Origin of the sequence: Haloquadratum walsbyi C23, assembly GCF_000237865.1 — an archaeon.
Lineage (GTDB): Archaea > Halobacteriota > Halobacteria > Halobacteriales > Haloferacaceae > Haloquadratum > Haloquadratum walsbyi.
Map to the genome: position 1 here is coordinate 872,228 of NC_017459.1, position 13,678 is coordinate 885,905.

General features: G+C 45.6%; 6 protein-coding genes, 1 tRNA gene and 1 pseudogene. 7 read left to right on the forward strand and 1 reads right to left on the reverse strand.

All coding sequences use genetic code 11. The annotated features are described in order from the left end of the window. Window positions 1–249 precede the first annotated feature (249 nt). From HQRW_RS03865 to HQRW_RS03895, 7 genes and pseudogenes are all read left to right on the forward strand, one after another. Window positions 250–6,576, forward strand: a pseudogene (locus HQRW_RS03865) (DNA polymerase domain-containing protein); the annotation flags it as partial. Between the two features lie 369 nt (window positions 6,577–6,945). Continuing rightward, entirely contained in the window at window positions 6,946–7,887 is a 942-nt protein-coding gene (locus tag HQRW_RS03870) for an ABC transporter ATP-binding protein (RefSeq protein WP_014555538.1), read from the forward strand. Between the two features lie 69 nt (window positions 7,888–7,956). Then, window positions 7,957–9,387: a Fe-S cluster assembly protein SufB gene (sufB, locus tag HQRW_RS03875; RefSeq protein ID WP_011570985.1), complete on the forward strand. Its 1,431-nt coding sequence runs from the start codon at window positions 7,957–7,959 to the stop codon at window positions 9,385–9,387. A 2-nt stretch (window positions 9,388–9,389) separates the two neighbouring features. Continuing rightward, complete coding sequence (gene sufD, locus HQRW_RS03880; RefSeq protein WP_011570986.1) at window positions 9,390–10,604, forward strand: Fe-S cluster assembly protein SufD; 1,215 nt, start codon at window positions 9,390–9,392, stop codon at window positions 10,602–10,604. 269 nt (window positions 10,605–10,873) lie between these two features. After that, window positions 10,874–11,407 (forward strand): rubrerythrin, encoded by a 534-nt coding sequence (locus HQRW_RS03885; RefSeq protein WP_049892257.1) that lies wholly within the window; start codon window positions 10,874–10,876, stop codon window positions 11,405–11,407. Further along, complete coding sequence (locus tag HQRW_RS03890; protein ID WP_014555540.1) at window positions 11,404–11,856, forward strand: metal-dependent transcriptional regulator; 453 nt, start codon at window positions 11,404–11,406, stop codon at window positions 11,854–11,856. The genes HQRW_RS03885 and HQRW_RS03890 overlap by 4 nt, the downstream gene beginning before the upstream one ends. Before the next feature lie 278 nt (window positions 11,857–12,134). Continuing rightward, window positions 12,135–12,207 (forward strand) — tRNA-Gln (locus HQRW_RS03895). A gap of 527 nt (window positions 12,208–12,734) precedes the next feature. On the opposite strand, the gene HQRW_RS03900 is transcribed toward HQRW_RS03895, so the two are convergent. Then, on the reverse strand, window positions 12,735–13,418 hold the full coding sequence (locus HQRW_RS03900; protein WP_014555541.1) for a DUF1405 domain-containing protein: 684 nt from the start codon (window positions 13,416–13,418) through the stop codon (window positions 12,735–12,737). Between the last annotated feature and the right edge of the window lie 260 nt (window positions 13,419–13,678).

The following is a 13,678-nucleotide window of genomic DNA, read 5'->3' on the forward strand; positions in this document are numbered from 1 at the left end:
GCGGACGCCACGGGTCACCTGTGGCAGTTCAATATACACACTCGATAGATATCTGCTGGTAAGTCCAGACTAGCAGTTGTTACTGCACTGTAAATTAACCTCAAAAACCGACCGACAACGTCACTGGTGTATACACTGGATCGATAAATGCCGAAGTTTTTAGCCAACAGTGCCAAAACAATCGACATGAAACAGGCAGGGCTTTCAGACAACTGGAGTGATGCCGCTGATAGCGGTGCCGGCACATCCAACGCCCGGCCCGATGCAGAGGCCCTTGCGGTGGCTGGTAAAGATACACAGCATGTCTCTGCAATTGTCGACGCTGATGAGGTCCGCTTTCCTGATGCAGATGGGAGCGTTGAGTTACTTGTCACGCAAGTCAACTATAGCGTTGAGCGTGCTGGTCATGAAGAATATCCCGTTGTCCATATTTTCGGACGGACGGCTGATGATACTGCTCATCATGTACGAGTGCTTGGATTTGAGCCATATTTTTATGCACCAACCGAATCGCTTAATGATGACTTACTTGATAATGATGCAATTACACGGACCGAATCAGGATATGAGAGTATCCGTGGTGAGGAACTGACGAAGATCTGCACACGAACGCCGCGAGATGTTGGACAGATCAGAGATGACTTCGATCATTATGAAGCAGATATTCTGTTTCCAAATCGACTATTGATTGATAAAGATATCAAAAGTGGCATTCGAGTCCCAGCGCGACGGCTTGCTGATAAACCACAGACGATTCAGATTCCTCATACTGAAATTGAACCCGTTGATGTTGAGGCAAATCTTCGTGTCAATACATTTGATATTGAGGTTGATGACCGGTCAGGATTTCCTGAGGATGGTGAGGAACCAATTGTCTGTCTAACGAGTCATGACTCCGAGCGTGATGAATATATCACATGGCTTTATAACGCACCAAATGCGGCAGAGGATACTGATCCACCCGATTCGCTCGATCGGGATGATGCAATTCGCTCAGACACAACTGCTGATGTTCGAACATTCAACCGCGAGGATGCGATGCTTGATGCATTCGTCTCATATATTGAGCAGACCGATCCCGACATCTTAACCGGCTGGAACTGTCTTCCATCGGACGCTCGGATTCAGATGGCTGATGGAACTGAGACGGAAATTCATGCAGTCGAGATTGGTGATAATGTTATCGGTACAACCGATCAGCGCTCAGTGACCGCAACAGTGACGAACAAATGGAAGAGCGAAAGAGAGATCTATGAATTCTCTCTCGCAGATGGTACGTCTCTTCGATCCTCTGGTGATCATCGGATCATGATCAGCGACAGCAACACTGTTGGTTGGAAGAGCGGCAGTGATATTGAACAAGGAGAGTATGTGCTCAAACCACGACAATTGCCGGTTGATGATCCGACTATTCCAATAATCAATAATTTGCTTTCCTCTGAGTCCGCTAACATTATAGATACGTTAGAAGTGGATGCGTTGGATTCCACTGGAAGATCGATGAATATCCACTCATCGAATCCCCGAGAGTCAATAGCTCACACCGCTACACTCTCAATGGCAGACGGTGGAGATCAAAAGCAGCGTAATGAGACAACTAATAATACGCTTGACCTGAACCGCACTGTTACTAAACAGGACCTGTATGCTATCGGGCGTGTGCTACATAATCGAATAACACCACGGCAGGATGGCATTACACCAGTTTCACAGGCTACACTAATTGATGATTCAGTCTTGAGTAGCCCCAGTCCTGCTAATACTCAGCATCAGTCCGATTCGATTCTCACCGAGGTAATTAGCTCTCTAAGAGGGTTAGTCAGTCCTGGTGCTCATGCAATTGACTTTTCAGCAATCTATGAGATGCCGAAATCACATATCGCACAGTTCCTTGCAGGGACACTCGATGGCAGTGAAACGGATGAAACTACTTCATCAAACCTCACGATTACAACAGAGTCCGCCTCTATTGCCAGGTGGTATGCACGATTATATAGACGTCTTGGCATCTACGCACAACACCAAGCAGATGCTGTCCACATCGCGAACAACGCGTGTGACCTCCAGCGATTATCTGATGCCATTCTTCCACGTCTGCGCTGTTCAGATACCATTGACTATGTCAAAACACAGATCGATACTGTCTGTGATTCTTCATTAAAACACTCACAGGCATCCTCGATTGGTCTGAGTAGAGATGAAGCTAACATACGACAATTTAGCGATGATGGACCTCAAAATAAATCCTACGCGGCCCAACCTGACAGCAGTGATTATGATGATGACTGGAATGCGTACGTCTTTGTCGAAATTGAAGCGATAACTCTCAACGGGACTGAAACAACATACGATATTGAAACAACAACACACAATTTTGTTGCTGATGATTGCTTAGTTCATAATTGCGATGACTTTGATGTACCATATTTCCTTGACCGAATGGAGGTCATCAACCCACAATCTGAGTATACCCTAACATCTGAGCGGTTCTCACGGATTGATGAGGTATGGCGAAGTGGGTGGGGTGGTCCAAACATTAAGGGTCGAGTCGTTTTTGATTTGCTTTATGCATATAAGCGGACGCAGTTCACCGAATTAGAGTCATACCGATTAGATGCGGTTGGCGAACTCGAACTTGATGTTGGAAAAGAACGCTATCCTGGTGATATCGGTGATCTTTGGGAACAGGATCCACAGCAACTGCTTGAATATAATCTTCGCGATGTTGAATTGTGTGTTGAAATTGATCGAAAACAGGATATCATTGCTTTTTGGGATGAGGTGCGGTCCTTTGTCGGGTGTAAACTCGAAGATGCAACAACACCGGGTGACACCGTTGATATCTATATCCTTCATGAAGCACATGACCGCTTCGCCCTTCCATCAAAGGGACGGACTGACGCTGAAGATTATGAGGGAGGCGCAGTCTTTGATCCCGCAACTGGTGTCAAAGAGATGGTCGGTGTTCTGGACCTGAAGAGTCTCTATCCGATGGCAATGACTACAATCAACGCCTCTCCGGAAACAAAAGTCGATCCAAAAAACTATGATGGTGATACCTTCCGTGCACCGAATGGAACTCATTTCCGACGATCGCCAGATGGCATTATTCGTGAGATGATTGATGATCTTCTCGCAGAGCGCGAGGAGAAAAAGTCACTCCGGAATGAGTATGACCCCGGTGAGTCAGTGTATGAGCAGTATGACCGACAACAGACCGCTGTGAAGGTCATCATGAATTGCTTCACACCTGACACAAATGTCCTCACACCGAATGGTGTCCGAAACATCCGTGATCTTACTGTTGGCGATTCTGTCTACTCACTCAATCCCGAAACAATGCAGATGGAAATAAAACCGGTTACACAGACACATGAGTATCCGGACTATCAGGGGGATCTCATTGATATTCAGACGAATGAGATTGATTTTCGTGTAACGCCAAATCACCGGATGCTTGTTGAAGCGACCGGAACAGATACGACTTCTACAAACGATTATGATTTCATTGAAGCTGGCAATCTTGATATAGCATCACGATATGAACTCCCACATGGTTGGTCGGTCGACCATACTGACTCACTCGGTGCGTATATTGATCTGATAGCTCTACTTCGAGAGCAATCTGACACCTATAATGTCCTTTCTGATGGAGGAATGACCACTGCAGCCACAGCGGATATCAATCACAACAATGTGACACGTCGTGTTGACTCTGATACATTCGTTTCGCTTATTGGCTGGTATGTCGCTACTGGAAGGGTATCACGTACTGAGAACGGCTCCGACCGAGTTTACCTGCAACTCTCACAGACGAATGCAAAAGCACGGACGCAACTCACGATGCTGCTTGATGAATTGGGCGTTGACTGGCAGGCCGATAATGAAAAAATACATTTTGTCAGTCATGTCTGGACTGAATTGTTTGACACAACCTGTGGGCGCACGGAGAAGAACAAGCATATTCCTGAATTCATTTTCGATGCTTCTGCAAGTCAAAAGCGAGCATTCTTCGATGCGATTATCAATGGATCTGGCGTCAAGAATGATGATTCATACCAGTATCATACCTCAAGTGAAGATCTGCGTGATGATATCCTCCGGCTATGCGTCCATATTGGGATTGTCGCACGTTATGATTATATCAATGATGAATCGTGGCGAATTGAGTGTACTGAAACGGCGAACCCCGAGTTTACTTTGACTCACAGTGGTCGGCAAAGCACTGCTGAGGACGGAGTTTACTGTGTCACTGTTGCGGACAATCAGACACTTCTAGCTGGACGGAACGGGACGTTCCAATGGACTGGTAATTCGTTATATGGTGTTCTTGGCTGGGACCGCTTCCGACTGTATGATAAAGAGATGGGAGCAGCGGTGACTGCAACTGGAAGAGATGTGATTGAACATACCGCTGATGCGGCAAGTGATCTCGATAAGAGCGTTATTTATGGAGATAGCGTCACTGGTGACCGTCCGGTTGTCGTTCGAGATCCAAGCGATTATATCCAGATCGTTCCGATTAAATTGCTGTTTGAGCAGGCGACAGCACCAGAACAAAACATACGTCTCACTGCAGATGGGGCACCGAGTGGGAATTCTGAATTTCCAAAGGAACGACGTCACCTCGACCAGTGGGAAGCACTGTCGCTAAGTGATACTGGTGAGACGGAGTGGCAACCAATTGATCAAATAATTCGTCATCAAACAGACAAAGAAATCCTCACGCTTCAGCATGAGTATGGTGAATCAACAACAACTCGTGATCATTCTTATATCACTGCTGATGACGGAGGATATGTCGAAACATCTCCCGAAAATGTTGATGAGCCGCTTCCAATCCCAAATATAGCCCCGGTCAAGACAGTCGAAACAATCGATATATATCAGACATTGACGACAGACACACAAGCACAGATTGGAAGTGATACTGAACCCGACAAATGGCTTCCATCTGCAGATTGCATTCACGCCAATGACGAATATGTCTGGATTGACACTACAGATAAGCAACAACATAGAGATGATTCGATACCTACAATTCCACGATATATCGATTTAAGCAGTGATACAGGGCATGCACTTATTCGCTTTCTTGCCGTCTATCTGTCCGACTGGAGTGAATCGACAATTACGACAACTGAACGTGGACGGTGTCTACATATCACAGGACCACAAGAATCAGCATTAAAAACCTGTGCGGCAGATGCTGATCAGTTATTCACACATATCACACCTAGTATCACAGTAGATGCCGAAAGCAATACTAACACTGTTGATTCAGGATTTACGTGTCATATACCGACGACACTCGCTACGGCACTCATCAGCGCGTTCGCTGGTCATCCAGCACATACCAAACAAATTCCTTCGATTGTGTATCATCTTCCAGCTGCTGAACAATCGTTGTTTATACGGCATCTAATACAAGCAGAGTCCACCCCCGAATCGGATGGCGTGTCGGGACGTCCCCAGAAGAGTAATAAGCCGATATTACTGGAAAATGAGTTTATCACCACTAATCGTGAACTCGCCGCCGGTGTGTCGATGTTGCTTACACAGTGTGGGCAGTCGTACACCATATCGAAGCAAGATACAAAAGGTGCATACACGATACACATCAATAATTCGTCACCCTCTGGGTGTACTCCTACTCTCACTGAGACAACCCACTCTGGATATGTATATGATCTTAGTGTCGCAACAAACCAGAACTTCGTTGATGGACTCGGTGGGCTTGTGCTACATAATACCGACTCAGTGATGTTGGAACTTGGCGATGATATAACCGAGCAGGAGGCGATTGAGCAGTCATTTGAGGTTGAAGAATATATCAACGACTCCTATGATGAATTTGCTCGCGAAGAACTCGATGCAGTTCGACATCGATTTGAAATTGAGTTTGAAAAACTTTATCGACGGTTCTTCCAAGCTGGCAAGAAAAAACGATATGCAGGTCACATTGTCTGGAAGGAAGGAAAAGATGTCGACGATATTGATATCACTGGATTTGAGTATAAGCGATCAGATATTGCACCGATTACGAAAGAGGTCCAGCGTCGTGTCATTGAGATGATTGTCCATGGCGAGGGGACAGACAGCATCAGTGAATACTTAACCGATATTATCAATGATTTCGAATCTGGCAATGTTCCGCTTGAAGATATTGGTATCCCTGGTGGGATTGGTAAACGTTTAGAATCATATGACACAGCAACTGCACAAGTACGTGGGGCAAAGTATGCGAATGAATTCTTGGGCACAAACTTCGGCCGAGGGTCAAAACCAAAGCGTGTGTATCTTCGAAAGGTTCACCCATCATGGTTCCGTGAGATGGAGACTGACAGTAAATTCGACCCGCAGCGTCATGGTCTCTATCGTGAGTTTAAACGTGATCCTGATGTCATTTGCTTTGAGTATGAAGATCAAATCCCTGATGCGTTTGCCGTTGACTGGGATCTTATGCTTGAAAAGACACTGAAGGGACCTATCGAACGAATCATTGAGGCCCTCGGTATGTCATGGAATGAAATAAAATCTGGACAGGAACAAACCGGTCTTGGCAACTTTATTTGAATATCATTCATTCCGTGGTAATTTCAGGAATTATACTGTCTGATGCTCATTGGACATTCTACATAAAATGTACTCGGATATGATATATGAGTGCATCAAGACGCATACAACACAAATCGATATTATCGATTATCTAGTACATAAAAAGGCGTGATTTTATTGAATTTCACAGATTAACACGCCAGCCTCTCAAAAGCGAGTATATATCGGTATGATCATCGAAAGTATAATTCAATATTCGCATCTATATTATCCGGGGTTTTGGTGTTATACAAATAATTTTTCTCTCAGAGAAATTGTGCACTGGTAAATCCGTAACCATTATGGGTGACACGCGTCATCGTTAGAGTAGGAGGTAACGACATCAAAATGGCAACACTGGAAATTAATAACCTACAAGCACGTGTCGCAGAAGAGAATGGTGAACAAATCCTTCGAGGCGTTGATCTTCAAGTCAACTCTGGCGAGATACACGCATTAATGGGGCCGAACGGCTCCGGAAAATCAACAGCAGCGAAAGTCATCGCCGGTCATCCATCATATGAAGTAACCGGTGGTGAAGTGCTGTTACAACTTGAAGAAAATGAGTTTGGAGAGGACATTGAAATAGGTGATGAGGATCGAACATGGAATCTCCTTGATCTCGAACCGAACGAACGGGCTGCACTTGGTATCTTCCTTGGTTTCCAGTACCCAGTCGAAATTGAGGGCGTCACGATGACGAACTTCCTCCGGACAGCGTTGAATGCCAAGCTCGATGAGCGCGAAGAGCTCTTTGAGGAAGACGAAGACGAAGCCAAGGACGAGGCTGAAGAAGAAAAAGAACTCGATGCCGATGATGCGGCAGGATATGAGAGTTCACCAATGGAGGGTCCGACTGACGATGGCGAAATTGGCGTTGCTGAATTCCAACAGCTCCTCAATGAAAAAATGGAGCTTCTCGATATGGATGAGAAGTTTATGCAGCGATATCTTAATGCTGGCTTCTCTGGTGGTGAGAAAAAGCAGAATGAAGTTCTTCAAGCAGCAATTCTTGAACCTGCTGTTGCAGTGCTTGACGAGATCGATTCTGGACTTGATATTGATCGACTCCAGGATGTCTCCTCGGGAATTAATGCACTTCGCGATGAGCAAGGTACAGGAATTCTCCAGATTACGCATTATCAACGAATTCTCGATTATGTTGAGCCCGATCACGTTCACATCATGCTTGACGGAAAAATTGCAAAAAGTGGCGATGCGTCACTTGCACAACAACTCGAAGATGATGGGTATGATTGGGTCCGGAAAGAAGTTTATGAGACAGCATAAAACCGATCAGACGATGCGAATGCCGAGCGATATCAACACTAATACCGATGCAGCACTTGACATATAACAATGAGTTCTGAACAAGATCACTTACAAGATACTGACACCGAAGCACGATTTGACTTTAAGAAAGAGGAATCCTCAGCGTTCAAAACTGAAAAAGGACTTACCGAAGAGACGATCCGACTGATCTCTGAGGATAAAGACGAACCTGAATGGATGCTCCAGCGCCGACTCCGTGCGCTTGAGCAATTCAACGCGATGCCAATGCCGACAAGTTGGCCGGAAGCACCTGATCTGAGCGAGGTTGATGTCGAAGAAATCGTCCCATACATCCGACCAGACGTTGACGTTCGCGCTGGTGTTGATGATTGGACGGAACTTCCTGATGATATTAAGGATACTTTCGACAAGCTCGGGATTCCAGAAGCTGAGAAAAATGCACTCTCAGGTGTTGGTGCACAGTATGAGTCCGAGGTTGTCTATCAAAATATGCAAGAACAGTGGGAAGAAAAAGGCGTCATCTTCTGCGATATGGATGAGGCTGTTCGAGAGCATCCTGAGAAGCTCAAAGAACATTTCATGACCAAGGCTGTTCCACCAAGCGATAATAAGTTCGCTGCGCTTCACGGCGCTGTTTGGTCTGGTGGATCATTTGTCTACGTACCTGAGGACGTTACTGTTGAGATGCCTGTACAGGCATACTTCCGCATGAACTCCGAGGGTATGGGTCAGTTTGAGCACACACTTATTATTGCTGAAGATGGTGCAGAAGTCCACTACATCGAAGGTTGTTCAGCACCAAAATACTCTGCGTTCAATCTTCATGCTGGTGGTGTTGAGGTCTTCGTCGGCGAAGATGCTCACGTTCAATACTCTACTGTCCAGAATTGGTCAAAGAATACGTATAATCTCAATACGAAACGAGCAATCGTTGAGTCTGAAGGTCGGATGGAATGGATTTCCGGATCAATGGGATCAAAGGCAACGATGCTGTACCCGTCATCTGTGTTGAAGGGTCGTGGTGCATCTGATAACCATATTACGATTGCGTTTGCCGGTGACGGTCAGGATATTGATACTGGTGCGAAAGTCTATCACAACGCTCCTGAGACGAAGTCAACCATCGAGTCAAAGTCAATTTCGAAAGATGGTGGTCGAACGAACTACCGCGGACTTGTTCACATTGCAGACGGCGCTGAGAACTCCTCAACAGCTGTTGAATGTGATGCACTGATGTTTGACAATGAGTCAACGTCTGACACGATGCCATATATGGAGATCAATGAGTCATCTGTTGATGTTGCTCACGAAGCTACAGTTGGGAAGATTGGAGATGAGGATGTGTTCTATCTTCAATCCCGAGGTCTTGATGATGATGATGCAAAACAGATGATTGTCTCAGGTTTCATTGAGCCGATTACTGAAGAGCTCCCAATCGAGTATGCGGTCGAACTGAATCGACTCGTTGAACTTGAGATGGAAGGTAGTCTCGGGTAATAATGAGTACACAACTCCCTGCGGATCTCTCTGCGGATACGGTTCGCGAAATTTCATCACGGCGAGATGAACCAGAATGGCTTCTTCAGACGCGGCTTGAAGCGCTGGAGTCACTCGAGAGTCTCGACCTTCCAGACGTCATCAAGACACCAGGGCGTCGTTGGACGGATCTAGAATCTCTCGACTTCGAAACACTGGTTGACCCGCTTAATCAAAGCGATGAAACCTCTCGTGTTACCGCCGAGGGAGTCAAAGTACTGCCATTTGCAGAAGCAGTTGACACACACTCCGATGTTGTTGAATCTGCATTTGGATCAACAGTTGCATTCGATGAAAATTACCTGACAGCACTCTCGACGGCACTCTTCACCACGGGGACTGTCGTCTATGTCCCAGAGGGTGTCGATGCTGAGGACGTGAAGGTACGTGCGGAGATGAATTCACGGTCATTATTCAGCCACACCCTTGTCATCAGTGAGCCGTCCTCATCAGTAACGATTCTTGAGAGTATTGAACCCGGTTCAGCATCTGTTGATGTTGATTCGCGATACTTCTCAAACTTGGTTGAAATAGCTGCTGGAGAGAACTCGTACGTACAGTATGGGTCATTGCAGACGCTTGAGGACAATACATACAGTTACACCCTCAAACGAGCAGATGTTAGCACATACGGGACGGTCAATTGGATCGAAGGAAATCTCGGGTCTCGACTGACTCGTAGTGATGTCGAGTCCAATCTTAATGGGGATTCATCTGAATCTCAGATTGTTGGTGCATTCTTCGGTCACGAAGACCAACACTTTGACGTCAATGCTCGGGTCTGGCATATGGCTGAACACACAACTGCAGACTTGGTGACTCGAGGTGTTCTTGACGATGAGGCGCGGTCGGTATATGAAGGTGTTCAAGATGTCGGTCGCGATGCGTGGAGTACAAGCTCATATCAGCGTGAAAACACACTGATGCTCTCAGACGAGAGCGAAGCAGATGCATCGCCAAAATTGATCATTAACAACCACGACACCGAGGCATCACACTCAGCGACTGTTGGACAGGTTAATGAAGAGGACCTATTCTACATGACTTCACGGGCAATCGATCCAGGTGTTGCCCGGGATATGCTTGTTGAGGGATTCTTTGTTCCTGTGCTTGAAGAGATTGCAGTCGACGAGTTCCGTGACGATCTTCAACAGTTGATTTCGGACCGGCTTGAGTAGCGCACATTAATTACGTCGCGGTTTTTTATCATTATTTCGCTAATCTATCGCATGAGACCGTGTCGACTAATAGACGCATAGAAGATTCCACATGGTGCAGTCACGCTCATTCCTGTATATCTATGACCGTGTCTACATCTATTTCAATAATAACTATATCACCGATTGTTGTTAATTGTGTCAACAACTGTTAAGGGATTAACCACCTATCTGGACAATATGATTCAGCGTAGAACTAATGTAATAAGCAATATAACATGGAGAGATCCGTGAGCGTTGGTCAACGCGTTGACTCCGACCGACAACTTGTGCGATTACTCCAGATTGGGATTGTTCTTGAGGAGGTCGTCGAAGCTCGGGCGACCAAACATCGTCAGTCGATTAATACTACCGCCGACACAACGGTACCAGATGATACGGCTCGCGGTAATACCGACAACGATGACAACCTGAATACATTACTTATTGATGCTACAAAGGAGTCTGCGCGTCATCGAGACCAGCTTGAGAAATTAATTGATATGCTTGATGCTGAGAGTATTGCATTCGATACAGTTGAGACGCTCGTTGAAACGCAGTATGGACGAACGGAACTGGAGGACTTTGACGACGTGCTTTATGATCAACTCTGTAATGAAGAGACGGCGTACAAATTTTATGATGACCTGCTAACAGCGATCCAGGCTTCTGATGTTTCATTCAGCATCGACCGCGAGCGACTTCTTGATGTACTTAAGCGGCTCAAAGCTGAGGAAGCAGAGGGTGTTGAAGCTGTCACAAACCTCATGGAGCAACGCAAATGAATACCGCAGACCAGTATGTTGAAGCAATCTACCTCGAACAACAAATCGAAAACGGACCAGTCTCGACTGGGGTGCTTGCGGATCGACTCGATATTAGTCCGGCAAGCGCGAATGATATGATTGGAAAGCTTGAAACTCGTGGTCTTATTGATCATGAAAAATACACTGGTGTTACACTCACCGATAAGGGAATTGCGCGTGCACGTGAGGCATTAGAAACATACTGTATTATTGAGCGGTTCCTCACGAATATCCTTGCTGTTGAGTCATTCCGAACAGAGGCAGATGAGCTAGAGCCAGTAATTGATGAACTTGTCGCTGAGCGACTTGACACGATCATCGATCGCCACCCTGACTGCCCCGATTGTTTCGATCCTGAGACTGACGCATGTTGTTATCTTGATATTGCAACTGAATTAAGCGATACAAACGAGCAACGTGCAGATTAAACCCCTCGATAGTATTTACTTTCCAATCAACATATAGATCGGATTTTACTTTGCATTTTCACGCACCACTGTGCAGTATCCTCCTGATAATTTGAAAAGATATCAATGATCAACGCTCGTTGATTAGACACCGGCCTATCCTTTCGGTAACCTAATCATAGTTATATGATATATTTACAGTAAAGATCGGGTTGAACTCGTTCAGTGAATATAGAAAACTCTGTTTTTGCGAATGGACTCGATGGTTTTTCATATGACCACATATATATTTCAACTGTAGTCCCGTGGTGTAGTGGCCAATCATAACGGCCTTTGGAGCCGTTGACGGCGGTTCGAATCCGCCCGGGACTATCTCCTATTGATGATTGATGATCTATGTATTATAATCATCAGTATAATCTGTCTCAGGAGTATTACGTTCAACCCCCTTCTGATTGAAAATCTGCTCTCTAATCAGGGGGTTTTCCCCGTTCACCTGGATGTGACTCAATATAGACGATAGATATCCGTCTTAATCACTGTTGCTGCCCAGTTATTGTGTTTTCCATTCACAGCCTGCGGGAGGAGGTCTTTACCTCGTCGGGTAATTCCGAGGTTGTGGATGGAAAGCGCGTTATAGAAACAGGAAGCCCAACCCTCAAGGAGCGACCGGTGCGAGTCGTGAGCGAGCAGGGTGGGGTTGTTCACAATACATCCAAAATACATCCTTGCAGTCTATCATGTTTTATCTTATTGGTAGTGAGCAATCGGTGGTCTGACATGCAAACACGCGTTGGTGATTTTCAACTTTGTTGTCGCGCTGACTGATCTTTTTGATATCATGTGTATGAATTCAATAGTGCTTCTTGTCACGAGCAAGCATACAGAGGTGAATATATTCAACCACCATTACCAGCGACCGCAGAACTTAGTCGTCGTGCACGAATTGCAAATGCAAGAAACATTGCAAGGAGCGTTAAACAGACAGCAGCTGTAGCGGCGACATCATGCGCAGGGATACTATGATCGCCGGTGCTTGCAAGTCTTGGTCCAAAATATGTGTGATGATAGTCTCCAATAATCGGCGTAAAATAGTCAACAAGATCATTGAACCCGAACCAACTGGTGGCGATGCCGACAGCGGGAACACTGAATTCTGCATATCGATAAATCACAAACGCCTGTAGCCCCATTCCAAAGTGACTAATAAGTAGAAACCAGTAATACGGATTTTGACTGACAAGCGCATCATTAATAAAGATCTGAACAGCCACTACCCAGAATCCATATTTTAGATTCCCAATAAAGGCAAGTGCATGTATCCAATTCCGATTCCGCCCAAGTCGCCACGATAGGAGACTTCCGACCATGAGCATCGTCGCAAACGGACTGTCAGGCACAACAGGCCACATCGCCAACGGTGTATTCAATAGCTGAAACCGATAATACCAGAATCCAAATATACTACCGGCAATGTTGATCATAATGACTACCCAAGAATATTGAAGTACAAACGTCTCGATCTGAGCTGGTAACGGTGAGAGATATACTGGAAGGTCATCCGCAACAGGAATTGAGGTCATTGACTTTTATCTGTCATATTACTGTAACAGTGAAAGTTCTAATATAATTGTACATCATATATGTTCTTCAGTCATAATAAAATACAATACGATTTACAAGTCGTGCAAGGCGAATGGCTCAGGGCTTGTCCTCGGAGGGGCACAGTATTGGAATGGTTACACACATGCACTCTGCTCACGTCATTTCGTCGTAACGCCTAATAACCGAAGAACCATTCGTTTGAGTAATGAATCTATTCGTGACTCTCCTGCCGGTTGAA

Coding starts and splice junctions, on each gene's coding strand:
- HQRW_RS03870 (WP_014555538.1), top strand. CDS start 6,946: ATGGCAACACTGGAAATTAATAACCTACAAGCACGTGTCGCAGAAGAG.
- sufB (WP_011570985.1), top strand. CDS start 7,957: ATGAGTTCTGAACAAGATCACTTACAAGATACTGACACCGAAGCACGA.
- sufD (WP_011570986.1), top strand. CDS start 9,390: ATGAGTACACAACTCCCTGCGGATCTCTCTGCGGATACGGTTCGCGAA.
- HQRW_RS03890 (WP_014555540.1), top strand. CDS start 11,404: ATGAATACCGCAGACCAGTATGTTGAAGCAATCTACCTCGAACAACAA.
- HQRW_RS03900 (WP_014555541.1), bottom strand. CDS start 13,418: ATGACCTCAATTCCTGTTGCGGATGACCTTCCAGTATATCTCTCACCG.